Here is a 25456-nt window from a genome sequence, read left to right as displayed (position 1 = left end):
TCCTATTCTTGGTAAGTATCAAAATTACGGGCGAGGTCTGTCGGTAGTTTTTCCCACTCAGATTCTGGAACTTGGGCAGATAAGCGGGCTGCTAATTCCCAGATCGATTCTGCATTAGGATCAAATTGAAAATCTTGAGGAGGCGCTAAACTTTGAGATTGGTTAGTATTATTTATCATGGTTCTAGGTTTTTGTGAGATAAGATTTTCTAGTTTTGTAATCGCCTTTTGCTCTTTGTTCCAAGCGTCATCTCTTAATTGATTGGCTTTTAATACTAAATCACCAATTTCATTTCTAATAGAAGGTTCAACTAATGGTATTTGTACAGATGCCAACATGAATCTATCAAATTCGAGGATTACTGATCCATAAGAATGACGAGTGATTAGAGTATAGCCATAGTCTGAAGCTAGCCAAGCATATAAGAATCCTGGATTCATCTGTTCAGCAGCCAATAAACGATTCGCATGTTGGTTTGCTGCCCATTTAGACATATATTTTGGAATTATCTGTACTCGTCCAATTGTGCCAGAACAAGTTACTGCAATCATATTTGCTTCTAGCTGTATTTCTGGCAAGTCTTTAGCATGTGCGCCTTTTGCTAATCGTTTTACATCAATGGGAGCAATTTGAAAAAGTTGCTTACTACTTAGTAATGGGATACCACCTTTTTCCACATAAGTTCTTTTTCTGAATTTAGTGATTGCTCGAACTTCTTTTGTTACCCTCGGATCACCAACTGTTGTAATCTCCCAAGGGAGTTTTGCTAGTTGCTGTTCGGCGGCGATCGCCGTTGAATTATGGTAGCTTGCTTCTAATCGACCCGCTAATTGAGATGCTTTAATTTTAGTGACAGAGGATTTCTTGTCAGTCGGAATAATTTCTTTAAGATAGGGAAGATTTAATTTTTCATGAAGTAATTTATCCGCCTCATTCAATAGCTGATTTGCTTGATCTCTCAGTTCCCCAGCTTCACACATTAATCGACCAATCTCAATACGTCGAATTACTGGCAAATCAGGTACTAATATTCTACGAAGATGCTCAAGTTCAATATGGACAATAACAGATCCATATGTAGCCTGTGTAAGTTGTAAACGACCATATTTACATATTAGAAATGCAGCAAGAAAACCAGCAGCTTCTGGATTTTTCACCCTAATACGAATGACATCTTCTGAAACAGCTTTATTTTTTAAACTATCTGTTGCAAAACCAACATTGCCAATTGTCCCCGAACGTGACACCAAAACATCCCACTTTTGGATTTTCAATGAATTTAGTTTTTTAGTATTTTTCTTACTTAAATACCTATCAGTATCGGGTTTTAGACTAATTATTTCTGAACTAGATAAAAATGGAATGCCATAGGTAGAGGAAACGTAAACTCGCCTGAAGCGAAAAGCATTATGTGCTTCTTGAGATAAGCCATTTTCTCCATATAGAGGAATTAAGGGAAAAGGACTACTTTGTAAGATTTGGATTGCATTATGGGCATCAATATTAAAAGCAGAAGCTTCAAAACGCACTCCTGCATTTAAAACTTCACTCAATTTAACGGTGGTTGAGAGTTTCTCTGCTTTATCCGTATTTTTTTGAGGTATAAAATCTGGTTGAAAAGCAGCATTTACCATCCCAAGACTACCTCCTTTTTCCACACTAAAAACTCATCTGCAACAAGCCCAGTATCATCATCCTCTACCTTTTGCTGGGGCAATGGTCTCTTGACTCCTTCTCCCGTGGCAGTTCTTTCAATTAATGGAACAGTCTCAGGATCCGTAGGAACTAGAATTTCCTCTCCATCTTCATTACGGCGATAAGTTGTCTTGCCTCTTTTATCATGACCGATTGCCTTCACTTCCGCCATGAAAATTTCATAATCAGCCATAGTAGAGCGATTAATCTCCGCTTCTGTTTTCTTCTGAAGAATCAGAACAGACGTTTGAGTTCCGTTTCTTGGTTGAAAAGTATCAGGGTGGAGATCGATAGAAGCGACAATTCGGCAATGACGAATCATCCAATGACGCACATATAACAAACCCGGCGCTCCCAAAATCGCATCCGGTAGGACAATGCCCATACGCCCCCCCGATTTTAATAGTTGCCAACACCGCTCAATAAATAAAATTTCTGGTGGCGCAGAAGTTTGGAGTCGATCCGTCGGTTCCCATTCCCCTGTTTCCGTTGGCTGCCAGACATGACCCAGTTGATACTGCCCTAATGTTTCCTGATCTTTAATGGGTAGCTTAGAACCAAACGGAGGATTAGTTGCGATCACATCGAAATGTGCCAGATCCTTTTCATTACGAATACTTTCAGGTTTAACACCTAAAGCCTTAGCAAACTCTTCACGAAAACTACTTTGCCATTGGAAAGGATGTAAGAGAGAATCCTGCCTAAAAATATTTCCAGATCCATCATTATTCATCACCATATTCATTTTGGTGGCTTTTACAAGATCTGGATTAATATCAATCCCAAAAAAATTATTTTTTGCCGTTTCTTGAATTCTGGTATTAAGAGCGTTTTGCATCCAAGGTTCAGAATTATCCGTCACTCCAGCTTCTTTTTTTAACTTTTCGATCACCTCATTCATAGCAATGACCAAAAAACCACCAGTGCCACAGGATTGATCTAGAATTCGATCCGTAATTTTAGGATCAAGCATTCTAATAGTCATCTTTTGTACATTGCGAGGTGTGAAAAATTCTCCACGATCACCCCTTAAATTAGCACCAACAAGCTCTTCATAGGCTTTCCCTTTGACATCAATATTTGTACTTAGAAAACTATATCTTTGTAACTCACCTACAATATAAGCTAAAGACCGAGGTTGAAGTTTAATTTCATCATTCTCATCAAAAATAGCAGAGTATTGTTTTTTGACTTGATTGAAAATTTTGCTAACACGATTAAAAACAGTTAAACGACCATCATTACTCTTTTTTTCCTGTGCTGTTGCATAAAATTCTAAGGGATTCGGGAAATTTCTTTCATCATGAATCTTGCAAAAAATAACTTTAAGCAATTCAAAGAACGCAGGCTGTTTTTGTAAACCATCAGTCACATATATATGGTCGTGACAGATTTTAAATGAGAAAAGTAAATTGTCACCTACTGCATTTTTCAATGACTCACGGCTCGGGCGATCTACTTCATCAATGCTTCCATCTTTTGTTGGAATGTCATTTGGCTCTTCGTATTCGATCCCTTCTTTTGTACGAATCCGTCTCAAGACAGTCTTTTTCTTTCCATTTGTCCACATCCCCCACTCTGAATTATCACAGGCTGCCATGTAAGAACGAAGCTGTTCTACGCCGTCTTTACGAGCAGTTGGCGGAATAGAATCTTTTTTGCATTCGATGACAATCCAAACATTTTCTTGATTATGAGGCTGTCCTTCTTTAAAAATGACGAGATCAGCTCTAACTGTTTTCCCACCTAGCTTTAAGCTATATTCAACCTCGATCTGCTCTGGAGCATAACCTAACTCCAGTACAAGGCGACGCTCAATATTCTGACGAACATACTCTTCCGGAGTATCTTTCCGAATTTTTTGATCAATAAAATCGCAGATCTTACCGTCTGGTAATGTCGTTAGTATTTGAGCCATTCTGTTTTTCTGATGAGCAATCGAAATCTATTGATATAGTAAAGCCGCTGAAGCAAGTTCATACAAATTAAGAACAAGACTTAGCGGCAAATCTAGTCAGTAGGCAATTTTGAGCTTACTTATAAGCCTTGACGCACTCTTCCACGAGGGGCGCAACTGCATCGATGTCTTTCCAGCCTAAAATTTCCACTTCTTTTTTCTCCAGGTTCTTGTAGGAGGCAAAGAATTCGGCAATTTCATCTAGGCGGTGCTGGGAGATCTGTTTGATGGATTTAATGTCGTTATAACGGGGATCTTCGGCGGGGACACAGAGAATTTTTTCGTCGCGATCGCCACCGTCGATCATTTCCAGCATCCCAATGGGGCGGGCCGCGATGACACAACCGGGGAAGGTCGGCTCGTCCATAATCACCATCCCATCGAGGGGATCGCCATCATCGGCGAGGGTATTGGGCACGAAGCCATAGTCGTAGGGATATTTCACCGAAGAAAAGAGCACCCGGTCGAGGGCAAAGGCATTCATATCCTTATCGAACTCATACTTGTTTTTGCTGCCGCCGGGGATTTCGATCAAAACATTAATCAAACCAGCTTTCGGTTGGGCAGGAATCCGAGATAAATCCACGGGTAATTTCTCCAAATATATCCAGAACAAAGGGTTGAGGCGGCCCTAAAACACTCTAAAAAAGTGCAAGGCGATCGCCCTCAAGCATTCTACACAGAAGCGGTTCCTTTGCCCGCAGGATTATTCCAATAACACAGAGGAGGTGAGATCCGGTGCGAGGTTCTGGACAGGTCGGTCGGAGTAATACCCAATAACCAGTAGGGGAATGGTCAAGGTCAAAAGGGCGATCGCTGTACCAAGCAGATCAGACCATCGGGGGGAAGGGTCGGCAGGTTTGCCGGGAGAGCCACTGGAGTCCATAGGTGTCAGGGCCTGCTAACACAATTGTTAGGAAGCCAATGTTTTTAAAAAACTAAAAAATTAAGTGGTTAAAGAAGGTGCTGTTATTCTAACTAAGAATTGGCCCAGAACTGTGTTGGGTTTGACGATTTTCGCTACCCTTAAGATTTCTTTAATCGTTGGGGTCTTTCCATCACAGGCTATTGGGACGAATTCAAGGCTTGTTCTGCCACCAAAAAATCAACAAATTGGCGGGCGGTTCGGCCGGAACGACCATTGTGGCGGGTGGCCCATTGCTTCGCTTGAAAATCCAACTCAGCCGGAGCCAAGTTTAAGTCAGCTCTTTGGGCTAAATGGTGGACGATTTCTAAATAGGTGGCCTGATTAGCCGGGGCAAAGGTCAGGGTCAACCCAAAGCGATCGCTAAAGGATAATTTCTCTTGAACCGTATCCCAGTGGTGAATTTCTTCTGCTTGGCTGGGTCGGGGCCGCTCCTCAAAGAATTCCCGCACCAGGTGACGGCGATTGGAAGTGGCATAAACCACAACATTACTCGCCTTGGCCCGGATACTGCCTTCGAGCACCACCTTGAGGGACTTAAACACTTCATCATCCTCTTCAAAGGACAGATCATCAACGAAAATAATGAATTTTTGGGGTTGTTGCCGGAGGATCTCCACAATTTGCGGTAAATCTCCCAGACCTGTTTTGTCCACTTCAATTAGTCTGAGGCCCTGGTCATAGTAGGCCCCTAACAAAGCTTTTACCAGGGAAGATTTACCAGAGCCGCGACTCCCGTACAAAAGCACATTCAACGCCGGTAAACCTTGAAGTAAAGCTTCGGTATTACGGATCAAGGCAGTTTTTGGCTCAGGGTAGCCCACAATATCGGCGAGGGGGAGCCATTCGGGATCAAGGACAGGTTGCAAACTTCCTTCAGCCCAGCGGAACGCACCATATTGGCTAAACTGGCCTGCGCCATGGCGATGGTAATAACCAGCCAACTGCTCTAGGGAGTCGGGCCAAGCGTCGTGGGAATGGAGAAAAGCAGAATCTTTGATGGGCGATCGCCGCCAAGGGGTGAGGGTTGTGGCGACTTGGGTCGCAACGGTGACCCAATAGCGGACGGTTTCGGGTTCGCACGAATACACTTGGTGCAAAATTGTCAGGTCATGGCGTACCGCTTCCTGGAGGGAACGGCTCATTTCCCCTAGGGATTTCACCTGGGCCTGGCGACTAAAGGGATTATCATCCTGGAGAATGCGCCCCACAAGCCAATCTTGCCAACTCACATCGGCGATCGCCAAAGCTTGAAACCAGCGCCCATAGCGTCGCAAACACTGAATACTGGCCGTTGACCCGGAGGATTGGGCTGCTTGATCTGAATATAAGCTTTCTAACAACGCCAAAAAGGTCTGACCAACTGGATCCGCAAACACCCCCTGAAAAATCAGTAAAGATGCAATTTGCGGATAAAGTAGCCTGGTGGAAATTGTGTTTGAAGCGGGAGCAACCATAAAAATATCTGCCGATGTAATGGGCTTAAAAAATCCAGATGAACCGTATTACTGGTGCGATACTATTCTGCTAAGAATTTACCGCATTGGGGAAATGGCGGTATTGTATTCCTCAGCATCCTTTACATTTTCTCAATCTGGATCAGATGGCATATTGGCTTTTTCAAGGGAACCCCCGCTATCATCGTGTACTTGATGCCATCCGTGAACAAACGGAAATGCCCTGGCTTGTGACCCGCTACAAAAATAAAATTCAAGTCGGTGATGGCGTTTTAATTTGGATGGCCGGTGAAGCTGCCGGCATTTATGCGATCGCCGAAATCATTAGTCTCCCCACAGTTATTTCGTCCAAAAATATTCAAGACCTCGACTATTGGACGGATCCCAAGCGACTCCGGGCCGATAAACCCCGCAGCCAAATCCGCTTTATTCGCAAGCTCCTCGGTCAACCCCTACGCAAGATAGAATTGCGATTTGATGGCATCCTGCGCGATCTCGATGTTATCCACACGCCCAGCAGTACCAATTTCAAAATTACCCCCGAACAATGGCTGCGGGTGCACCAACTGAAAGGGTGATTTCCCCTAACTTCCCCAAAAACCTCCGTTAAAATAAAACTCTGCTGTGCACCTTTCTTCACCATGACCTCGACCCAAAGTAAAATGCCCCCAACCGAGTCCCCAGATCCCATGCGGGAGATCCCCGATGAAGCAGAAATGTCCTTTTTCGATCACCTCGAAGAACTCCGCTGGCGCATTTTTTATTCGCTGATTTCCGTTGTTGTCGGTTGGGTTGGTTGTTTCTTTTTTGTCAAACCCATCGTCCAGATCTTAGAAGCGCCGGCTGCTGGGGTGAAATTTATCCAGGTAGCCCCCGGCGAATTTTTCTTTCTCTCGTTTAAGGTGGCGGGCTACACCGGCGCTTTACTGGCAAGCCCTTTTATCCTGTACCAAATTATTCAGTTTGTTTTGCCGGGGCTAACCAGGGGAGAACGGCGTCTCCTCGCTCCCGTTGTCTTGGGGTCTGGAGTGTTATTTTTTGCGGGCTTGGCCTTTGCCTACGTTGCTTTGATTCCAGCGGCTTTGAATTTTTTCATTACCTATGGTGCTGATGTCGTAGAGGCGGCCTGGTCTATTGAACGATATTTTGAGTTGGTGCTGGGTCTGATGTTTTTTACGGGGCTAGCGTTTCAGGTGCCTGTGGTGCAAATGATCTTGTCTTGGCTGGGGATTGTTTCTTCGAGCCTGATGCTCAAGGGTTGGCGCTTTGTCGTTCTGGGGGCAGTGGTGCTCGGCGCGGTGATTACGCCCTCGACAGATCCGATGACCCAATCGCTCTTGGCTGGGGCCGTCCTGGGCTTATATTTTGGTGGCATTGGCATTGTGAAACTTTCAGGACGCTAGGGGCTTGGCGATCGCCTGCAGTACAGCAGCCATTAATTCGGGGCGACCAAAGGGTTTACGGAGAAAAGAATCGGGCTGTGGCACAGAATATTCTGGTAAAGCATCGGCACTAATCAAAATAAACGGAATTTTTTCGGTGGATTGATCATGGCGCAATTGACCAAAAATTTCTTGGCCATCGAGACAGGGCAGGCGAAAATCACAAATAATCACGTCTGGTGTTAGTCGCCGCGCTAAACTAACCCCCAGGGCACCATTTCCTACGCCCGTCACTGCATAGCCTTCAACGATTAAAGAAATCACCAAGCTACCTCGCAGATCAGATTCATCTTCGATCACTAAAATTTTCGGAATCATGATGTGTCACCAAGGGAAACAATGATTTTTGAGGAGAAAATTTAAGACTCTTTAGTGAGCCTAAATCAGGAAAAAATACGACGGATCTCAATAGTCAATAAAAGTTGTAATAGGTCGGTCTGGCTGAGAAAAAATATGATTGCTCAAGAGAAATTTGGCAGAAACAGCTACGGCAGAAAAAGTGTTTTGCAGCGTTGACCTAACTTGCTTACGCTAATGATCATAGAGGCGACCTTGCCTGGAAAAAATAAACCCTAATGAACATTTAAGGTTTCCCAGAAGCAAACTTAATGAATTTTGCTTTTTTTAACTTGCCTGTGGTTTTGTAACTAATTTTCTAAAAAAATATTGCGATTTGCTGAGAGTTGCATCGAAATCAGAGTTTATTTTTAGGTATTTTGTCTTACTGGCTGAAATGATCAATGAAAAATATTTTTAGCTTGTTTGATCTCTGTGATCGGGCGCTATCTTGAAGTCAAACAAAATTCGAGCTAATTTTCACGTTCGTTTTCACTAGGGGATTTTAAATTTATGACTTTGACAGCGGCAGCCGTAATTGAATATTTGGGCCTAGAACCCCATCTGGAAGGGGGCTATTTTCGGGAAACTTACCGCTCAACACTCTCTATGGCCACCGAAAGACCGGGAGGCGATCGCCAATTGTTAACCTCGATTTACTATCTGCTCAGTCAATCGCGGCCCATGGACTATCTGCACCGCAACCAATCGCCGATCATGCACTATTTCCACGGCGGTGCGGCGATCACCTACCATACCCTTTCTCCGGAAGGCCAGTGGCAGACCACAAAGCTCGGCTTTGACTTAGCGGCAGGAGAAGTGCCCCAACTCCTGGTACCAGGGGGCTACTGGAAAACGGCCATTTTAGAAGCGGGCGAATTTGGTCTTTTGGGGGAAGCGGTGGCCCCAGGATTTGATTACCAAGATTTGGAAGTTGCCCAGGGGTCAGTGCTCCAAGAACTGTATCCGGAGCATTGGCCGCAACTCAGAGCTTATATTCATCCGAGCCATTAACGAAAGGAAATCATTGCCTCGTTTTGGCGATCGCCCAGGGAAACCCGTTACACTTTGGCTAACGGATCGGCAACCGAGGGAAACACAATGGCAATTTGGGATTTCGGTCGCTTTATGCAGACCCTCATTCAGTTCGATGTTATGCCGGGGAGTCAACTGATTAAGCCTTGGTTGGGTCAAGAAAACGTGGCAGCGGATAATGAAACATTTGGAGGCAGCGCCCAGATGGGAAAAATTTTAGTGGTGGGTGGCGATCGCCCAGAAAATCAAACCCTTGTGCAGGCCCTTTCGGCTCGCGGCTATCAAACCCATTGGACACAAGATGCTGATGAATCTTTAGATGGGGCGGCCATGCTTATTCTTTGTGCTGATCTCGCTGCCACAACCAGAGACTCCCTCCTCACCCAGGTGAGCCAAGATCCCCAATGGCGATCGCCCCAGTGGGAACTGTTTAATTTTCGCCAAGCGACCCCTGCCCTCGCCCAACTGTGGGGAGCCGTGGACGATGTGGTGATGGGAGGTGTTAGCCAAAGTCAATTGCGGTTAACCCCGGCTGGGGCGCTATTTACAGGTAATGTCTCCACCGATAACAATGGCGGTTTTGCGTCGGTACGCACCAAAAGTTTGGCGAATCCCTGGGATCTATCCAAATATGCGGGGTTCCGGCTCCGGGTAAAGGGCGATGGCCAACGCTACAAATTTATTGCCCGCTGCGAAAACCGTTGGGATGGCATTGGCTATAGTTATTCCTTTGAGACCACCGCAGACCAGTGGCTGAGCGTGGATATTCCGTTTAGCGAGCTTGTGCCTGTTTTTCGGGCCAAATCCGTACCGCAAATGGGGCAATTTCAAGCTGACCGGGTCTATGCGTTGCAGTTGATGCTCAGTAAGTTTGAATATGATGGGCAACTCAATCCCAGTTTTCAGCCGGGGTTATTCCAACTGGCCATCGAGGCGATCGCCGTTTATGGCGGTGAACCTTTCCCCCAAATTATTGCCCTGAGTCAAACCACCGCCCCCCAGGAAGCGCTCCAGGAAACAGGGCTCCCCTATTGTCTAATCCATTGTCCCCAGGGTTTTACCGCAGAAAATTTGCAAACTGTGATCAATGTCATTGGCGATCGCCAAGCCGTTAACCAAATTATTACCTGTGCAGCGTCACAGTAACCAACAACTGGCCACCCGTGGCAAAGAATTGCGGGGTATCCGGTTAGATATTTAGCATAAACAAGTAAGATCGAAAGCATAAATACTTTGGCTGCCTTAATCCTGTCCCCTTAAACGCTGGTTTCCCGTGGGAATTGTTTCTCAACCTATGACTCCCCCTGTCTCTCTCCAAGCCATCATTCGAGAGTTAGAACAACACCCAGATGCCCAACGCATCAAAAAGTTGTTAATTTATACTGCTGTCAATCGGTGGGAAAGTAATCCCCAGTTACTCCAACGTCTCTCCCTGGAGCGCATTGTCAAAAAAAATCTTGACCAGTTTTTAAGCTTTAAAGAACTCCAGCGGGCCTTTAGTACCTCCGTCAGTACCCTCAGCCGGCCTGCTACCTATGGTCGCCTTGCCAACGACATCTTGACCCAGTTAAGCCCCCTCTACGAAAACGAAGATCAAGATCCTTCGACGGGTATTGTTGCTGCTGGCCAGAATAGCCACCAAAGCATTACAGAGATTCACCTAGAAGTTGCGGTGCAAACCCTCGAAGAACACCGCGAGAATATTCGCATCAAAAAATTGCTCTATGCCCTTTGTTTTAAGCGTTGGGAAAATAGTTTTCAGGTTTTAGAAGAATACAGTTTGGCGAACCTGTTACGCCAAGTCGTCGTTAACTACCCCACCCGTAACCAATTTGAGACGATCCTGCGCAAATTAGTGTCTCTGCTTAATCGCCAACAAATCTATGGCCAATTGGCTGATGTGATCCTTGGGGCGATCGCCCCCCTATACAAATCTGGTGATTCTGCCACGGGTTTAACCCAACCCACCGCTGACCCTCCAGCGCCAGTTCCCACCCCAGTGGTGCCGCCCCCTCCCCCTGCCCCAAGTCCAGCACCAGAGTCTGTGAACTATAAGCAGACCATGGCTTTTAATATTGACGAGCTCCCCATTCCCAAGCCTGCCAAGTCGATGGATCTTGATTTCAGCGAAAATCAAACCCTGGCGCTAGATCCAGAGACCCAGACGACCCAGACGATGTTGCTCAACACCGGCCCCCCTCGACCAATGCCGGCCCCTGCGCCTGCTCCGGTACCGAAAAAAAAGCATTTTGCGGCGGCTCTCAACATCTACGAACTTAAGCTGGAGGTGATGAAATATGCGAATCCCCTCCGCACGAAAATTTTGCTGTTTTCCGTCGTCCATCATCCCTTTGACCTCAGTGGCAAAGACTGGTCAATGTTGCGTACCTGTGATTTTGATGAGTTATTATCCGAAGTGCTGCGGGATGCCTCTAGTCTTAAGGCTCTGGAAATTAAACTTTCGGCGATCGCCCGGTCACTCTTTGACGCCAACGAACATCTCCAGGCCGCCGGAGCCATTGTTCAAGCCGTGACGACTTTCACCAATCCCCCCGTCCATGACCTATGACCCCCCAAGAACTCATTGCTAAATATGCGCTTGGAGAAACCCATTTCCCAGAAGCCCAACTCGATGGCGCGAACTTTTGGGGGGCAGATCTCATCGGCATTAATCTCCAGGAGGCTGACCTCCACAACGCAATTTTGATTTTTGCCTATCTCAGCCGGGCCAATCTAAAACAAGCCAATTTCATTAATGCCAACCTCAGCGGCGCTAACCTCAACCAAGCCAATTTAACCTTGGCAGAACTTCATAACGCTGATCTCCATGGTGCTGTTTTAATTGGTGCTAACTTAACCAACGCCGACCTGACTCTGGCAAATTTACTCGACGCCAACCTGATGGGAGCAGATCTCCGGGGGGCAGACCTAAGCGGGGCGAATCTTTCTGGGGTCTGTTTGCGGGAAGCCAATCTTCGGGAAGAAAAGCGAGTTTATAATTCCAGTCTGCGGGGCACCATCCTCCGGAAAGCCGATCTACAGGGGGCAAACCTCCAAGGTGCCGACCTCGCCCGGGGCGAATTAAGTGGTGCCAACCTCAAGGGTGTGAATTTCCGACGGGCCGATCTCCATGAAGCCGATCTCAGTGGGGCCAACTTAGAAAACGCGATTTTGACCGAAGCGAATTTGATTGGGGCCAACCTCGTTAAAGCTAATCTCAAAAATGCGAAATTTGAGCGGGCGTTAATGGAGGATGCTGATCTTCGCCTAGCCAATCTTACCTGGGCTAATCTTCCTGGTGCCCGCCTCAATCGCGCCAAACTCAATAAAGCCAATTTGACCAATGCCCGTCTCAACCGGGCGGATCTCAGTCGCACCAACCTCTCCCAGGCCAAATTAATCGATGCTGAAATGATTGATACTTACCTTGCCCGCGCCAATCTGATGGGAGCAGATTTAACCCGGGCGAACTTGATCCGTGCTGAAATTAGCAGTACAAATCTTGCTGGGGTCATTCTGACTGGGGCGATGATGCCCGATGGCTCTGAACACCGCTAGGCTAACAACCAATTACGCCAACACATAAAAAAACCAGCCTAAGCTTTAGGGCTGGTCAGTTTGAGCTTGCTGTATGAGAGGAGAAACTCAATGTCAAGACGGCGCATGGTACTTTGCCGACAGATCCACTGGAATGGAAATCTGTAAAATCTTGGAGTGAGCTTTGTTAAAAATTGTAACAAGCACCGTCGATCTTTGCAATATTTCTTTACAGATGGCGTAATTTTTTGTCCAGGCCTTGATTTCAGATCTGGCGATCGCCAGCAAGATTAATCACGGAGAAATCGATTCTCTTAAAGATGAGTTGTTGTATTTTTGATGTGAGAACAGATATTTAAGCTCTAAAGAATAAGTAATTATACCCAATTATTTTATCTAAACTTTTCTTTCTTTGGCGATCGCCTTTGGTTTTTCAGTTGATAGGATGAAATTCCATTCTTCAAGGCGTTCTGTGTTTGGAATTTTCTTTGGGAATGGACAGATAAAACAACATCAAATCTTAAATAATTGTTTATTGTTTGCCAGATCAATAGACATTACAGAATTAATCAGCAGGAATAAATGAGTATGAGGCATTATTGCGACGAGTGGATTCAAGAGTGGTGTGATGGCAATGGCTGGACAGATCCAACGTTAGTCAGTACCAATTTTTATTGGGCTTTTCCGCCAAATGGCGTGATGCCCGAACCCATTCCTGGAGAAATTCTCCGCCTCATTAAATCGGAAAAAGGTTTTACCCAAGATGAAAAACGTTGGCTGGCTTTGGCCGCTGGGGTGACCTTAGTTTCAGGTATTTTTACTTATTATTGGCATTGCCCTTTACCGTTGGTGATGGCCTTTGCCTTTAGTGCTGTCACAGCGGCACGTTTAGAGGTTGAAATTCCGGCAACGGCTTAGGAGAAAAAAGAGTCATTTCTCTTGAATCGGTATTTGTCACCCAATAGCCTACGGTAAGCAATATCAAAAATTCATCAATAAGTTTGCAAAAAAGTCCAGGAGAAGCACCCCTAGGATCGAGCATCCTTTGCGATAATAGGGAAGCATTTTTTACCCTTAAAACGTGTTGGCTAACAAAGATCTCCTCCACCATTTTTTGACGTATTTTACTGAGGTCAAGCATTGGGCCTTGGAGGCAAGGTTGTTGCGATGGTTGACTTTGTTGTGGCTTGGACTTGGATTAGTCACCCTCTTTTCCGCTTCTTATCCGGTGGCAGCCGTCGAAAATGGTGATGGTTGGTACTATGTCAAGCGGCAAATCGTTTGGGCGATCGCCGGTTTGATCTGTGCTGGGGCGATCGCCCGCGTCCCCCTGAAAAAAATTCGCCTGATTTCGTTTGGTGGTTTAATCATTTCTTTTGTACTAATTCTGCTGACGATTGTCGGTTTTGGTCGGGGCAGTGAAGAATGGGGCGCTTCCCGTTGGATTGGGATTGCCGGATTTGCCCTACAACCCTCGGAGTTTGCAAAGCCTTTTTTGGTCTTAGAAGCCGCCAATGTCTTTAGCCGTTGGCGTCAGTTGAAAATTTGGCACCGAGCTGTTTGGTTGAGCTTATTTGCTGGGATTTTATTGGCAATTTTGAAGCAACCCAACCTAAGTACCACCGCCCTTTGTGGTATGACGATCTGGTTTATTGCCTTGGCCGCAGGTATTCCTTGGCTACTGCTGGGGGGAGCCGCTGGTGTCGGGGGATTGGCGGCCTTAGCGAGTATTAGTGTTAATAGTTATCAACGGGAGCGATTGACGTTTTTCCTTGATCCTTTCCGCGCTGCACGGGATGAAGGTTACCAGTTGGTACAAAGTTTGCTGGCGGTTTCCTCCGGTGGTGGTTGGGGCTTAGGCTTTGGCGAATCCCAGCAAAAGTTATTCTTTCTGCCTATTCAACACACAGATTTTATTTTCGCGATTTTTGCAGAGGAATTTGGTTTAATTGGCTCTTTGGGGCTATTGGGGTTACTCTTCGCCTATGCTTCTTTGGGGAGTTATGTGGCTTGGCGATCGCCTGTGCTCCGCCACCGACTCATTGCCATTGGGGCCACCTTTATTCTCATTGGTCAATCTTTGCTCAACATTGGCGTAGCAACGGGGGCTTTACCGACGACGGGTTTACCCTTGCCCCTCTTTAGCTACGGTGGCAGTTCAATCATTTCGAGCCTGATGCTGACGGGACTTTTGGTGCGGATCGCCAGGGAAAACGGCGAAGCAACAGTCATTTCCCTCGCAGAACGGCGGCAACAGCGACAAGAAAATCCAACGTAAAATTGCTCAACATTTAACAACTCAGGGGTCAGATAATTTCTGTTCTAGGGCTTCTAGCTGCTCTCGGCGTACCTCTAGTTCGAGTTGACGACGGGTAAAGTCTTGGCTTTGGGCCGTCATCTCTTGACGCCAAGTTTCTATTTTTTTTTGCTCTTGCTGGACAAACTCCGGGGTGATTTTTCCCGGAACAAAATAATGGTGCACCACATTCAAGAGCCAGTCCGTCGCATCTTGAATGCTGGCCAATTTTCGCTGTTTGTCAAGTTGAATTAGAACCAGTGCCCCCACAGCAAATTCCGTTTGGGAATAAACCATGGAGGGGCGATCGCCTTGGTCATGGATTAGCCAACTCCCGTCAGGTTGCTCTTGCGCCACAAACACAAGTTGAAGCTGGGTAGATTGGGAATGACGTTGAATTTGAGCAAGGTGACGCATCACAGGTAAGGAAAGCGCATTACTGAAGTCGTTGTAAACGTTCCGTCAAGATAGATTGTTGTGCTTCAGCTTCGGTAAGGGCAGACCGGGCACCTTCGATTACCTCTGCTGGGGCTTTGTTAACAAAGCCAGGGTTATTCAAACGTCCACTGAGGGATTGAATTTCCTTATTCACTTTTACGAGATTCTTCTCTAATTTTGACCGCAGTGCAGGAATATCGACAAGGCCTTCGAGGGGAATTAAGACCTGAATTGTACCAACAACCCCGGCGATCGCCTGTTTGAGCGTATTATCCACGGTGTTGGTCAGGTTTAAGGTTTCCACCTTGGCTAATTTGAGAATATAGGCTTCCCCTTTCGCCAAGGTGTTGAGTTCCGTTTCCGTTTCACTTTGGAGGATCACGGTGACCGTTGCCCCCGGTTTAATGCCCGCTTCTGCACGGAGATTGCGGATCGTGCGGATGGCTTCGATGAGCAGGGCAAATTCATCCTCTAGGGAGGGATCAACTAACTGGTCATTTTCGGCGGGGAAAAGCTGCGTCGCGAGGAATGTTTGGCCGTCCGCTTGGGTGAGGGTCTGCCAAATTTCCTCGGTGATGTGGGGCATAAAGGGATGGAGTAATTTCAAAATGTCCTCTAAGACCCACGCCAAAATCTGTTGGGCAACGGTGCGAGAAGCTTGATCTTGCGCTTCCTTGGCATAGAGACGGGGTTTGACCAGTTCGATATACCAGTCGCAGAAATCGCCCCAGATAAATTCATAGAGGGCTTTGGCGGCTTCCCCTAAGCCATACCCTTCGAGGTTTTTGTGGGTATCGGCAATCACTTGGTGCAGACGGGAGAGAATCCAGCGATCGCCTAATTCGAGATCCTGCATTTCAGGACGACCCAAATCGGTGGGGGTTTTCCCATCGAGGTTCATCATCACAAACCGCGCCGCATTCCAAAGCTTATTGGCGAAATTCCGGGAGGCTTCTACAGACTGGGATTCATCGGTTTTGCGGTCGTATTGCAAACTGATATCCTGACCTGCCCCAGCGACCTCACGGATCAGGGTATAACGCAACGCATCCGTCCCGTAGCGATCGCACATCAGCAGGGGATCGATGCCGTTATTGGCAGATTTCGACATTTTTTTGCCATTTTCGTCTCGGACTAGCCCGTGAATGTAAACATCCTTAAAGGGAATTTTTCCGGTGAAATGGCTGGACATCATCGTCATCCGCGCGACCCAGAAAAAGATAATGTCAAACCCCGTCACCAGCACGCTATTGGGGAAATATTTCTGGAAATCTTCGCTATTGTCGGGCCAACCCAAGGTCGAGAAGGGCCACAAGCCAGAGGAAAACCACGTATCCAACACATCGGGATCCTGTTCTAGCTGGCAATCTTCGCCGTATTTGGCGATCGCCTTTTGTTTCGCTTCGATTTCATCATGGGCAACGATAAAGGGCGTGTGATCCTGAATTTCGCCATTGGTTTCACTAACCACATACCACGCCGGAATCTGATGTCCCCACCACAACTGCCGCGAAATACACCAATCATTCAGCTTCACTAACCAATCCCGATACACCTTACGCCACCGTTCCGGCACATAGTTCGGTTGATTTTCTTCGTCTAAAAAGGCGAGGGTTTTCTGTGCCAGCGGATCAATTTTGACAAACCACTGGGTGGAAAGGAGTGGCTCTACCGGAACCTTCCCGCGATCGCTGTGGGGAACACTGTGGCGATAATCCTCCGTTCTGACCAGTACACCATCCCCTTTTAATTTGGCAACGAGATTTTTCCGCGCCTCAAAGCGATCCTGTCCTGCAAACATCCCCGCATTTTCATTTAACGTGCCATCGCGGTTCATGATGTTAATAAATTCGAGGTTGTGGCGTTTCCCCATCTCAAAATCATTCGGATCATGGGCGGGCGTAACCTTCACACAACCTGTCCCAAATTCAGGGTCTACATGCTCATCGGCAAACACTGGAATTTCCCGCCCGACAATGGGCAGCGTTAACGTTTTGCCAATTAGATCTTTGTAGCGTTCATCGTTGGGATTAACGGCAACGCCCGTATCACCGAGCATCGTTTCTGGGCGAGTCGTTGCTACTTCCACATAGCCACTGCCATCGCTCAATGGATAGCGGAAATGCCACAGATGTCCGTCTACTTCTTTGTTTTCCACTTCGAGATCGGAGACGGCGGATTGAGATTCGGGGCACCAGTTCACCAAATAATTGCCGCGATAAATTAAACCTTCTTCGTAGAGGGTAATAAAGGCTTTTTTAACGGCTTCGCAGAGATTTTCGTCAAGGGTAAAACGTTCCCGCGTCCAGTCGGCGGAGAGTCCCAGGCGTTTAAGTTGGTTGACGATCGCCCCACCGGATTCGGCTTTCCATTCCCAGGCTTTTTCGAGGAATTTTTCGCGACCGAGATCGTAACGGGTTTTGCCCTCAGCTTTAATCTGTTTTTCGACGAGGGTTTGGACGGCGATGCTGGCATGGTCTGTGCCGGGGAGACAGAGAACATTTTCCCCCTTCATGCGGTGGTAACGAACGACAGTATCGATCAGGGAGGTATTGAAGGCGTGGCCCATGTGTAACTTGCCCGTAACGTTGGGGGGCGGAATCACGATGCAAAAGGGATCGCCTTTTTTCTGGGGGTCGGCCCGAAACACTGACCGTTCAAACCAAGTCTGTTGCCACTTATTCTCGGTGTTGTGGGGATCGTACTGACTGGGAAGATTGGGGATATCGGTAGTCATTGGGCCGTCTTGGGGAAATAAAAAAACTTGAGAGCTGCTTCATTGTAAATCGATCTTCGCCCTAGATTGTGCCATGCTGGGTTAGTTCTCCTCAAATTTGTTTGGGGACAGCGATCGCCTAGGATGTTAATCGGCAAATTTGGCGCGACACCGAAACACGGAACAATGTGCTAGAAGGAAGATGAGTTCGCACTATATCTGAACAAGATGGCAAAGAAAGAATATTTTTTATATGGTGGTTTATTCTTGGCTGGGGCGATTTTGACGCCAGCGGCAGTTGGTTTATTCGGTCAAGGCGATCGCCCCGCTGAAACAACGGAAACAGCCGCTAATGAAACCTTTGGCAATGGCGACTCCGAGCCAAGTTTTATGACCGACGAACCAACCACGGCCACCTTTGCCGAAAACGACAGTCGCGAACAGATCCTCAAAGATTACGAAACGGTCTCCCCCGAAGCACTCCGCAACATTCCGACGGCGATTCCCCAGTACGCCACCAACCAGCCTTCTGTGCCGCCCTATCCCAACTATTGGGCGAATATCAGAATTCCAAACTTCGCCAGTCCGCCCCTAAACCCCAATCCCAGTGCGGGTCAACCCAGTGGACAAACAGCAGGCGATCGCCCTCTTAGCAATGTCGCCAGCGTACCGACCCTCGACTCGCAAACACCCCCAGACTCTTTTCAGCCTGACCCGGCAACGTCCGCCCAGGAGAATCCTAATTTCCAGGGCCAAGACACGATCCAAGCCCCAAGCTCTGTCAATCTCCGGGATTTTGTGAACTCCGCTCCGGCCCGGGATCTTACACTGCCCTAGCTTGCAGAAAATCACGCACAATTTGCAAGATTTGCGCGGAACTGGTGCCATCTCCAAAGGGATTTACCGCATTGGCCATTTGCTCATACTTTTCTTGGTTTGTGAGCAAGAGTTGGGTCGCTTGGAAAATATTGTCCTGGGCGGTACCAATCAATTGGGCCGTACCGGCGGTGATCGCCTCTGGCCGTTCGGTATTTTCTCGCAAAACTAACACCGGCTTACCCAAGCTCGGTGCTTCCTCCTGGAGCCCCCCAGAATCCGTGAGTACCAGATAACTCCGTTGCATCGCCCCGACTAACTGCGGGTAATCTAGGGGTTCGGTGAGAAAAATTTGGGGATGTTGGCCCAGGATTTGCTGAATTGGCTCCCGGACGGTGGGGTTGCGGTGCATCGGTAATAAAATCGCCACATCTGGAAACGCCGTAACAATTTTATGTAACCCCTGCAAAATGTCCTGGAGCGGTTCACCCCAATTTTCCCGACGGTGCACCGTCGAAAGAATCACCCGTTGCCGCTCCCAATCTAAACCAGGAATCTCACAGGGGGGATTTGCCGCCGCGACGGCTAAAAGGGCATCAATCACCGTATTTCCTGTGCAATAGGTGCCCCCTAAAATGTCTGCTTTTTTCAGGTTGGCGATCGCCTGGGGAGTCGGTGCAAAATGCAACTGGGCAATCTGAGAAATTAGGCGTCGGTTGGCTTCCTCTGGGAAAGGATTCATTAAATTATCCGTTCGTAAGCCCGCTTCCACATGGCCCACCGGAATCTGCTGATAAAACGCCGCTAAAGCTGCCGCAAACGCTGTTGTTGTGTCCCCTTGCACCAGCACCATATCCGGGGATAACTTTTGGTAAATCGCCTGTAAACCCGCCAAGCTCCGGCAGGTAATGTCTGATAAGGTTTGTCCCGGTTGCATAATTTCGAGATCATCATCGGCCCGTAGATCAAACCACTGCATCACCTGATCAACCATTTCCCGGTGCTGCCCCGTCAAAATCACATGGGTTTTAAAATCAGACTGCTGGCGAAATTGCCGGATCACAGGCGCGAGCTTAATCGCTTCCGGGCGGGTACCAAGAGTGATACAAACTGAGGGCATAAAACACTCACCAAAAGATCTTATCCATTCTACAGATTCCCTTGCCAGTCACGAAAAAACCCGGCAAATTACCGGGTAGATACAAGCATCTTTTTTTAGATCACTATGAACTTTGGAAAACTCTAATCAACGAGGCAGTGTACAGGTGTGCCTCTAACTAACTTCACAGGTTAAAGGGCAGGCTGCAAAAATAGAATCCGATGCGACCTCTGCATTTCCATGGAGCCAAGTTAACCAAGTCACCTCTTGGGGGTGAACTCCCTTGGCGGTTAGCATTGCCGCTGCGACCAAAATGCCCATCAAGGTGCCGCCAATAATCGTTCCGGCAACAACGAGCACTGCACTAACCGGCAAAATAGACTGGAGCACAATGGCCATGAGCGAACCAATGGTCATCATTAAAACAACGATTGGAAAACCGACAACCAAAAGGCAAACCAGTAGCGTAAAACTCCAGATCAAAAAGCTTTTTAATAGTACAGATAGGTAAGCTGAATCCCAACTGCGCGTCGATGAGTAGTCCATAATCTGTCCCCTCCCAGGGATATGTTTAGTTGTCAAAAAACTTAAATGGAAGCATCAATATTTCTGGGTGTTGATGCCCTTCGATAGTAAATAGTATAAACAGGAATTGGGTAAAAATGAGAATCCCTTTACATAAATTAATTTCTAAAGCTTTTTTTTATGGTAGAAATTCAAGGAAAAATATCGAAACCACTGATTATTCAAGTCTTTTGCTCCCTCTAGGTCATTAGAAATAGTTATTTATACTCAGGTAATAAAAAGCCGTTTCTGGGCTGCTATTAAACGCTTTTTTGTCGTCAAAACTTTGCCCTAGCACCTGAGATTCTGTTACATTAATTCACATCAAGTCATGGGTATTTATGCTCGGTTTAAAAGAGATTGTTTCCTCCTTGGGGACTGCCCCAGAAAACAGTAGAAATGTTGTGACAAAAGATCCCTAGATAGAGCTGGAGATTGTGTTGGTGGCAAATCGTTAAAGATGAAGGGCGCGATCTTTGATTTTTGGGTCAGGATAAAGGCGATCGCCTGCAGCATTTCCCCTTTAGCAGAGCGAAGATTTCAAGTTACCATAGGGAAAGTCAGCCAATAAATTTAGGCAAAATTCCCCGGTTAAACCCACACAACACCAGGGTGTCCCCTCATTTTCAGTCCCCTCCATTGCGGAAAGATACCTATGAGTGATTCCATGCCTCCGAACCGTTCTGCGGGCTCCCGTCCTCCCGTTCCCCCTGCCAGCGAGGCAACCCAAATTATCTCTGCACGGCCCCAACCTGCTGTTTCGGTGGATGAAACACAAATTGTGATGCCCCAACAGCGGCGTCCCCAGCCCACGGCCCAACCCCAACAACGTCGCCCGGCCTCCCCACCTCCGCCACCGCCGCTGCAACGGATGCCGCCCCCACCGCCTTTACCTACGCCACCTCGACAATATTTAGGGGCCAATGCCGAACGAATTCCCCAACGGGGGCCAGGGCAACCGAGTTTAAAGGAACTGGTTACCAGGGCTCACAAAGAAGGATTTTCTGATGTGCACCTTGGGGTCGGGGAGGTGCCTCGGTATCGTGATCGGGGGGAAATGGTGATCACTGAATATCCGGTGACTGACCAAGATACGTTTTATGCTTGGCTGCATGAAGTGCTTAAGCCACAGGAAATCCAACGCTTTAAGGACACCCTTGATTTTGATGGTGCAACCCAATACGAATTCGCGCGGGTGCGGATCAATATTTTTGATTCTCTAAATGGCCCCTCGTTGGTCTTGCGTTTGATTCCGCTCAAAATCTTGACCATGGAACAGTTGCGCCTACCACCCATCTTTAAGAATATTTCTGATGCAGAAAAAGGCCTCGTTCTGGTTACAGGGCCAACGGGTTCGGGTAAATCCACAACCATGGCGGCAATGGTGGACTACATCAACAAAACCCACCCAAAGAACATCATCACCATTGAAGATCCGATTGAATTTGTCCACCAAAGTCGAAAATCTCTAATCAAGCACCGGGAAGTGGGGATGCACACCCTAAAGTTTGATAATGCGCTCAAAGCGGCCCTCCGGGAAGATCCAGACATCATCCTGGTTGGGGAAATGCGGGATAAAGAAACGGTTAATACGGCCCTCAAAGCAGCGCAAACGGGGCACCTTGTCATGGGAACGCTCCATACCAACAGTGCGATTAAAACCATTGAACGGATTCTTAATCTCTACAGTGCAGATGAGCAGAATGCGATGAAGGTGGCGATCGCCGAATCCTTGGTTTCTGTTATCGCCCAAGGGCTATGCCGTACCACCGATGGAAAGCGGGCGGCTTACCATGACATTTTGGTGAATACCGAAACCATGAAAGATTACATCGTTAGCGGTCAGTACGACAAAATGCTTGAACTGATGCAAAATGGCGAATTTGATGGCATGGTCACCATGAATCAGTCGTTGTTTAACCTCTACCAAGAAGGTCGGATTACAGAGGAAATCGCCCTAGAAAAATCGCCGACGCCCAACGAAATGGCGATGATGCTCCGGGGACGGATCTAGGCAGAGACCCGTTTCTTGGTAAGCTTGTAACGAATTGTAACGATCAAGAAGTTATGTCCGATTCTCATTCCCTCTTTTTGGCGGTTGCTGGCCAACCCTTTCCTTTATACTTTACCCTCGTTTACGTGGTGGGCTTTGTGGCAGCAGTATCCATTGGTCTGATCGCCTTTTTTAATTCCAAGCGGCCTTCGGGTTGGGAAGATGCCAAACGCCCGGATCTGATTCCAGATTTGCAGAAAAAAGAGTCCCAGGATCAGTCTTAGTCGGTTCCGCCGCTGGGTTTAAAGTCGGGGCCAAGGATTTCTTCCATGTCTGGATGGTCCTCTGGCTCTGGAGGAAAATCAAATTCGGCGATCGCCTCAATGTCAGAGGGGTCGCGGGTGATCTTGACCTGTTGGAGGCGGGGGCCATCAATACCCATCACTTGAAATTTCAGGTCTTCAAAGTGAAAGACTTCACCCGTTTCTGGGATTTTTTGCCATTGGTAGAGCAAAAAGCCACTGAGGGTTTGGTAATCGTCGGTGTAGGGCAATTCGATACTTAGCAGATCATTGAGTTCTTCGAGATCAATTTGGGCATCGACCAGGAAAGTCTGTCGATCTAAAGCTTTGAAATGGAGCGGCGCATTGGGATGACTGTCGAGTTCATCGCCAATAATTTCATTAATAATATCTTTGAGGGTGACAAGCCCAGCGGTACCCCCAAATTCGTCTACTACCATGACCATCGGTTGTTTGGTGCGCTGCATTTTCGGCAAGAGGTCGGCGATCGGGGTACCCTCTGCGACGAAGGGAATAGGCTTTACCCAGCGATTAATGGCCGTATTGAGATTCATCCCCCCGGCAGCTAGGGGTTTGGCAAAATCCCGGAAGCGCACAAAACCGACAATGTCATCGATGGATTCTCCATAAACAGGATAGGCGGAGTGATTGGTCTGGCTGACTTTTTGCAACAGTTTGCCGAGGGTCGCGCCGTTGGCGATCGCATGGATTTTGGTGCGGGGCGTCATGATTTCTTCGGCAACCACATCACCAAATTCAATAACATTACTTAAAAGCTCCCGTTCCTCCGCCTCTAGGCCCATGGATTCTTGTTCGGTGGTGATAATTAGTTGGAGTTCCTCTGGTGTCAGTCGGTCATACCAAAGCCCCTGCTGAATCGGCGCAATGCCCCCAAGGCGCAACAGGAGACGGTTAGATTGATTCAAGATCCAAATAAACGGTTTAAAAATTCGGGCGATCGCCAAACTGGGAGGGGCCAACCAGCGGGCCATTTCTTCGGCATGGGAGAGGGCCAAGGATTTAGGACAGAGTTCCCCCAAGACGATCTGCAAATAAGCAATTAAGAAAAAAGCAAAAGGGATCGAAATAGAAACAGCAAAGGGTTGAATCCAGTCGTCGGGGAGAGGCAATCCCACCAAAAATTGAGCAATAACTGTCGCCATGGTATCTTCCCCAATCCAGCCCAGGGCCAAACTAGAGAGGGTAATCCCCAACTGGGTCGTCGAGAGGAGGCGTTCCAAACGGGACTGGAGGGCTTGCACCATCTTGGCCTGGAGATCCCCCTCCGCAATTAGTTGACTAATGCGCGATCGCCGCACCGAGACAATCGAAAATTCTGCGGTCACAAAAAAAGCATTAATTGCGATCAGCAACAACACAGACAATAATCGGACTAAAATTTCACCGCTCGATAACATGGAATTGCGCTATAACCCTTGCAGGCGTACTGTTTCTACCTAACGTATCACTGGAATCTGAGAAAGTTCTAGGGAAATTTCCCGGTCTGGATAGTCCTGAAGTTGGAGCGACAGGGTTTGCGTCTCATCCAGGATCACCGCCGGAATCCGAATGGTGCCAGCATACTTTTGCCGATTTGCAGGGATTTCGTTGGGGAGACCGTCCATTTGGGTACTTAACAATCGTCCCGTTTCGGTTTTAATTTCAAGGAAGTTATACAAAAAATTCACCGCTTCCTGGCCATTATTTTGCAGATTTATTTCCATAAGCCAATCGTTACCAGAAAGTTGGCCGCTTACAATTTCTAAAGTGACATCGTCTGCACTGGTGCTGAGGGGAAAGGTTTTTTGGTCGGCGGGATCTGCAGGTTGTTCCTCAATAAAGGCGTCCTTTTGCGGTGTTGCTGCCGGGGTGGCCTTTTGGAGTTCCTTTTCTTGGGCCTGGATCTGATCATAAACAGACACAATAATTGATCGCTCGGACACAAATTCTAAATTTTCGGCGGGATCTGCTTCGCTATTGTCTGGCTGACGGCTACGAATCAGTTGCTGACTCGGATTTCCTTCGGGCTGCTTGACACCTTTTAGGGCTTCGTAACCGACGGTAAAGCCATAGAGGGCACTCACGGTTCCAGCACCAAACATCGCCAGTAGGAGCAGGAAAGTAAAAGCCAGGGTCGTTTGAAACTTCATGGGCGATCGCCGAGGGAACAGTTAAGGAAAAGAAGAAATTGTACTATGATAGCCTGTGGGCAAAATCGCCCCAACAAATTTGCCAGGGTTGGCCGAGCGGTTTAGGCAACGAACTCATAATTCGTCCCAGGCAGGTTCAACTCCTGCACCCTGGACTTTCAGATAAGTTTTCGAGCTTCAAATTTGCAAATTTAAGGTTGCGAAAAAAACGCCCCAGAGGCGATCGCCTTTCGTTTGGGAGCATTGCCGCTTGGGTGAATGTTATTGCGCCCTAATAACCCATGTTGTAGTCGAAGGCAGCTTCCGTTTGCAGGGAAGAGTTAAACGGATTCGGCAAATCTTGGGTGCGCAGCACCGGGTCACTGTCTACCTGTTGCAACAAAATATCCCGGTAAAGAATATCGATTTTCTTGATATCTCGTTTTGCCCGTTGTTCAGGATAGCCTGCCCCATTCAAGCCAAAGGGAGAAACACCAAAATAATCATTGAGTACTTGGCCCGTGCTAAAGCTCGCAAAGGTATCCTGCAACTCGTAGTAGAGGGCGCGGGTAAATACATCATTTGTATGTTCTGGGTAAGTGGGGTATCTTCCCTCTAGATACGTTTGGGCGATCGCCCCTTGGCCAATTCCCTGTACCGCCGCACCTACCACAAAAACTGTGGTTAAATGATGAAACCATTTTTTCATGGCATTACAT

General features: G+C 47.5%; 24 protein-coding genes and 1 tRNA gene. 12 read left to right on the top strand and 13 right to left on the bottom strand.

Annotated elements, in window-relative coordinates:
• Nucleotides 1-2: 2 nt before the first annotated feature.
• From FEK30_RS10275 to FEK30_RS10255, 5 genes are all read right to left on the bottom strand, one after another.
• Complete coding sequence (locus FEK30_RS10275; RefSeq protein WP_138073133.1) at nucleotides 3-1634, bottom strand: restriction endonuclease subunit S; 1632 nt, start codon at nucleotides 1632-1634, stop codon at nucleotides 3-5.
• Nucleotides 1628-3613, bottom strand: coding sequence for a type I restriction-modification system subunit M (locus FEK30_RS10270; RefSeq protein ID WP_138073132.1), 1986 nt, complete (start codon nucleotides 3611-3613; stop codon nucleotides 1628-1630). Before FEK30_RS10270 ends, FEK30_RS10275 begins: the two co-directional genes overlap by 7 nt.
• 115 nt (nucleotides 3614-3728) lie before the next feature.
• The gene (locus tag FEK30_RS10265) at nucleotides 3729-4238 is read right to left on the bottom strand and encodes an inorganic diphosphatase (RefSeq protein ID WP_030006311.1); all 510 of its coding nucleotides are present in this window, start codon (nucleotides 4236-4238) and stop codon (nucleotides 3729-3731) included.
• Between the two features lie 120 nt (nucleotides 4239-4358).
• Complete coding sequence (locus tag FEK30_RS10260; protein ID WP_138073131.1) at nucleotides 4359-4538, bottom strand: TLTLP motif-containing protein; 180 nt, start codon at nucleotides 4536-4538, stop codon at nucleotides 4359-4361.
• A 179-nt stretch (nucleotides 4539-4717) separates the two neighbouring features.
• Nucleotides 4718-6034: an ATP-binding protein gene (locus FEK30_RS10255; RefSeq protein WP_138073130.1), complete on the bottom strand. Its 1317-nt coding sequence runs from the start codon at nucleotides 6032-6034 to the stop codon at nucleotides 4718-4720.
• Nucleotides 6035-6180: 146 nt separating this feature from the next.
• Here FEK30_RS10255 and FEK30_RS10250 point away from each other — a divergent pair, with 146 nt between their 5' ends.
• Nucleotides 6181-6612, top strand: coding sequence for an EVE domain-containing protein (locus tag FEK30_RS10250; RefSeq protein WP_138073129.1), 432 nt, complete (start codon nucleotides 6181-6183; stop codon nucleotides 6610-6612).
• 63 nt (nucleotides 6613-6675) lie between these two features.
• Complete coding sequence (gene tatC / locus FEK30_RS10245; protein ID WP_012306846.1) at nucleotides 6676-7437, top strand: twin-arginine translocase subunit TatC; 762 nt, start codon at nucleotides 6676-6678, stop codon at nucleotides 7435-7437.
• Here the strand turns inward: tatC and FEK30_RS10240 are convergent.
• The gene (locus FEK30_RS10240) at nucleotides 7426-7794 is read right to left on the bottom strand and encodes a response regulator (protein ID WP_012306845.1); all 369 of its coding nucleotides are present in this window, start codon (nucleotides 7792-7794) and stop codon (nucleotides 7426-7428) included. The two genes, tatC and FEK30_RS10240, sit on opposite strands and share 12 nt — an antisense overlap.
• Before the next feature lie 531 nt (nucleotides 7795-8325).
• On the opposite strand from FEK30_RS10240, the gene FEK30_RS10235 reads away from it, so the two are divergent.
• The 6 genes from FEK30_RS10235 (at nucleotide 8326) to FEK30_RS10210 (ending at nucleotide 14662) form a co-directional block, all read left to right on the top strand.
• Nucleotides 8326-8826: a cupin domain-containing protein gene (locus FEK30_RS10235; RefSeq protein WP_138073128.1), complete on the top strand. Its 501-nt coding sequence runs from the start codon at nucleotides 8326-8328 to the stop codon at nucleotides 8824-8826.
• A gap of 87 nt (nucleotides 8827-8913) precedes the next feature.
• Nucleotides 8914-9993 carry a CIA30 family protein gene (locus FEK30_RS10230; protein ID WP_138073127.1) on the top strand — a complete coding sequence of 360 codons (1080 nt, stop codon included), beginning with the start codon at nucleotides 8914-8916 and terminating at the stop codon, nucleotides 9991-9993.
• A gap of 148 nt (nucleotides 9994-10141) precedes the next feature.
• Nucleotides 10142-11416: a hypothetical protein gene (locus FEK30_RS10225; protein ID WP_099240924.1), complete on the top strand. Its 1275-nt coding sequence runs from the start codon at nucleotides 10142-10144 to the stop codon at nucleotides 11414-11416.
• On the top strand, nucleotides 11413-12405 hold the full coding sequence (locus tag FEK30_RS10220) for a pentapeptide repeat-containing protein (protein WP_138073126.1): 993 nt from the start codon (nucleotides 11413-11415) through the stop codon (nucleotides 12403-12405). The genes FEK30_RS10225 and FEK30_RS10220 overlap by 4 nt, the downstream gene beginning before the upstream one ends.
• A gap of 567 nt (nucleotides 12406-12972) precedes the next feature.
• Nucleotides 12973-13302 carry a slr1957 family protein gene (locus FEK30_RS10215; protein ID WP_030006303.1) on the top strand — a complete coding sequence of 110 codons (330 nt, stop codon included), beginning with the start codon at nucleotides 12973-12975 and terminating at the stop codon, nucleotides 13300-13302.
• A 163-nt stretch (nucleotides 13303-13465) separates the two neighbouring features.
• Complete coding sequence (locus FEK30_RS10210; RefSeq protein ID WP_065716284.1) at nucleotides 13466-14662, top strand: FtsW/RodA/SpoVE family cell cycle protein; 1197 nt, start codon at nucleotides 13466-13468, stop codon at nucleotides 14660-14662.
• Nucleotides 14663-14683: 21 nt separating this feature from the next.
• Here FEK30_RS10210 and FEK30_RS10205 read toward each other — a convergent pair whose 3' ends face one another.
• Nucleotides 14684-15097, bottom strand: coding sequence for an HmpF-related protein (locus FEK30_RS10205; RefSeq protein WP_220094717.1), 414 nt, complete (start codon nucleotides 15095-15097; stop codon nucleotides 14684-14686).
• A 19-nt stretch (nucleotides 15098-15116) separates the two neighbouring features.
• The gene (locus FEK30_RS10200; protein WP_138073124.1) at nucleotides 15117-17855 is read right to left on the bottom strand and encodes a valine--tRNA ligase; all 2739 of its coding nucleotides are present in this window, start codon (nucleotides 17853-17855) and stop codon (nucleotides 15117-15119) included.
• 207 nt (nucleotides 17856-18062) lie between these two features.
• Between FEK30_RS10200 and FEK30_RS10195 the strand changes: the two genes are divergently transcribed.
• Nucleotides 18063-18671, top strand: a complete 609-nt coding sequence (locus FEK30_RS10195) for a hypothetical protein (RefSeq protein ID WP_138073123.1) — start codon at nucleotides 18063-18065, stop codon at nucleotides 18669-18671.
• Here FEK30_RS10195 and wecB read toward each other — a convergent pair.
• Complete coding sequence (wecB, locus tag FEK30_RS10190; RefSeq protein ID WP_138073122.1) at nucleotides 18658-19770, bottom strand: non-hydrolyzing UDP-N-acetylglucosamine 2-epimerase; 1113 nt, start codon at nucleotides 19768-19770, stop codon at nucleotides 18658-18660. The two genes, FEK30_RS10195 and wecB, sit on opposite strands and share 14 nt — an antisense overlap.
• 153 nt (nucleotides 19771-19923) lie before the next feature.
• Nucleotides 19924-20295: a hypothetical protein gene (locus FEK30_RS10185; protein WP_012306834.1), complete on the bottom strand. Its 372-nt coding sequence runs from the start codon at nucleotides 20293-20295 to the stop codon at nucleotides 19924-19926.
• Nucleotides 20296-20968: 673 nt separating this feature from the next.
• Between FEK30_RS10185 and FEK30_RS10180 the strand changes: the two genes are divergently transcribed.
• Together FEK30_RS10180 and psb35 are read left to right on the top strand one after the other, a co-directional pair.
• Complete coding sequence (locus FEK30_RS10180; RefSeq protein ID WP_168191142.1) at nucleotides 20969-22327, top strand: type IV pilus twitching motility protein PilT; 1359 nt, start codon at nucleotides 20969-20971, stop codon at nucleotides 22325-22327.
• A gap of 53 nt (nucleotides 22328-22380) precedes the next feature.
• On the top strand, nucleotides 22381-22590 hold the full coding sequence (gene psb35 / locus FEK30_RS10175) for a photosystem II assembly protein Psb35 (RefSeq protein ID WP_012306832.1): 210 nt from the start codon (nucleotides 22381-22383) through the stop codon (nucleotides 22588-22590).
• Here psb35 and FEK30_RS10170 read toward each other — a convergent pair.
• On the bottom strand, nucleotides 22587-24026 hold the full coding sequence (locus tag FEK30_RS10170) for a hemolysin family protein (protein ID WP_045441530.1): 1440 nt from the start codon (nucleotides 24024-24026) through the stop codon (nucleotides 22587-22589). The genes psb35 and FEK30_RS10170 overlap by 4 nt on opposite strands.
• 39 nt (nucleotides 24027-24065) lie before the next feature.
• Nucleotides 24066-24758, bottom strand: a complete 693-nt coding sequence (locus tag FEK30_RS10165; protein WP_138073121.1) for a hypothetical protein — start codon at nucleotides 24756-24758, stop codon at nucleotides 24066-24068.
• A gap of 82 nt (nucleotides 24759-24840) precedes the next feature.
• Between FEK30_RS10165 and FEK30_RS10160 the strand changes: the two genes are divergently transcribed.
• Nucleotides 24841-24913: transfer RNA gene (locus FEK30_RS10160), tRNA-Ile, on the top strand.
• Nucleotides 24914-25029: 116 nt separating this feature from the next.
• Here the strand turns inward: FEK30_RS10160 and FEK30_RS10155 are convergent.
• Nucleotides 25030-25446: a hypothetical protein gene (locus tag FEK30_RS10155; protein WP_052349607.1), complete on the bottom strand. Its 417-nt coding sequence runs from the start codon at nucleotides 25444-25446 to the stop codon at nucleotides 25030-25032.
• Nucleotides 25447-25456: the final 10 nt, after the last annotated feature.

The organism is Picosynechococcus sp. PCC 11901 (genome assembly GCF_005577135.1).
Classification (GTDB): domain Bacteria; phylum Cyanobacteriota; class Cyanobacteriia; order Cyanobacteriales; family MRBY01; genus MRBY01.
Note: the sequence above shows the minus strand (reverse complement) of the source record. Positions and strands in the feature narration are given on the sequence as shown.

Bases quoted from the DNA above. Each gene is read 5' to 3' on its own strand.
- FEK30_RS10275 (WP_138073133.1), bottom strand. From the start codon at position 1,634: ATGGTAAATGCTGCTTTTCAACCAGATTTTATACCTCAAAAAAATACG.
- FEK30_RS10270 (WP_138073132.1), bottom strand. From the start codon at position 3,613: ATGGCTCAAATACTAACGACATTACCAGACGGTAAGATCTGCGATTTT.
- FEK30_RS10260 (WP_138073131.1), bottom strand. From the start codon at position 4,538: ATGGACTCCAGTGGCTCTCCCGGCAAACCTGCCGACCCTTCCCCCCGA.
- FEK30_RS10255 (WP_138073130.1), bottom strand. From the start codon at position 6,034: ATGGTTGCTCCCGCTTCAAACACAATTTCCACCAGGCTACTTTATCCG.
- FEK30_RS10250 (WP_138073129.1), top strand. From the start codon at position 6,181: ATGGCATATTGGCTTTTTCAAGGGAACCCCCGCTATCATCGTGTACTT.
- tatC (WP_012306846.1), top strand. From the start codon at position 6,676: ATGACCTCGACCCAAAGTAAAATGCCCCCAACCGAGTCCCCAGATCCC.
- FEK30_RS10240 (WP_012306845.1), bottom strand. From the start codon at position 7,794: ATGATTCCGAAAATTTTAGTGATCGAAGATGAATCTGATCTGCGAGGT.
- FEK30_RS10235 (WP_138073128.1), top strand. From the start codon at position 8,326: ATGACTTTGACAGCGGCAGCCGTAATTGAATATTTGGGCCTAGAACCC.
- FEK30_RS10230 (WP_138073127.1), top strand. From the start codon at position 8,914: ATGGCAATTTGGGATTTCGGTCGCTTTATGCAGACCCTCATTCAGTTC.
- FEK30_RS10225 (WP_099240924.1), top strand. From the start codon at position 10,142: ATGACTCCCCCTGTCTCTCTCCAAGCCATCATTCGAGAGTTAGAACAA.
- FEK30_RS10220 (WP_138073126.1), top strand. From the start codon at position 11,413: ATGACCCCCCAAGAACTCATTGCTAAATATGCGCTTGGAGAAACCCAT.
- FEK30_RS10215 (WP_030006303.1), top strand. From the start codon at position 12,973: ATGAGGCATTATTGCGACGAGTGGATTCAAGAGTGGTGTGATGGCAAT.
- FEK30_RS10205 (WP_220094717.1), bottom strand. From the start codon at position 15,097: ATGCGTCACCTTGCTCAAATTCAACGTCATTCCCAATCTACCCAGCTT.
- FEK30_RS10200 (WP_138073124.1), bottom strand. From the start codon at position 17,855: ATGACTACCGATATCCCCAATCTTCCCAGTCAGTACGATCCCCACAAC.
- FEK30_RS10195 (WP_138073123.1), top strand. From the start codon at position 18,063: ATGGCAAAGAAAGAATATTTTTTATATGGTGGTTTATTCTTGGCTGGG.
- wecB (WP_138073122.1), bottom strand. From the start codon at position 19,770: ATGCCCTCAGTTTGTATCACTCTTGGTACCCGCCCGGAAGCGATTAAG.
- FEK30_RS10185 (WP_012306834.1), bottom strand. From the start codon at position 20,295: ATGGACTACTCATCGACGCGCAGTTGGGATTCAGCTTACCTATCTGTA.
- FEK30_RS10180 (WP_168191142.1), top strand. From the start codon at position 20,969: ATGAGTGATTCCATGCCTCCGAACCGTTCTGCGGGCTCCCGTCCTCCC.
- psb35 (WP_012306832.1), top strand. From the start codon at position 22,381: ATGTCCGATTCTCATTCCCTCTTTTTGGCGGTTGCTGGCCAACCCTTT.
- FEK30_RS10170 (WP_045441530.1), bottom strand. From the start codon at position 24,026: ATGTTATCGAGCGGTGAAATTTTAGTCCGATTATTGTCTGTGTTGTTG.
- FEK30_RS10165 (WP_138073121.1), bottom strand. From the start codon at position 24,758: ATGAAGTTTCAAACGACCCTGGCTTTTACTTTCCTGCTCCTACTGGCG.
- FEK30_RS10155 (WP_052349607.1), bottom strand. From the start codon at position 25,446: ATGAAAAAATGGTTTCATCATTTAACCACAGTTTTTGTGGTAGGTGCG.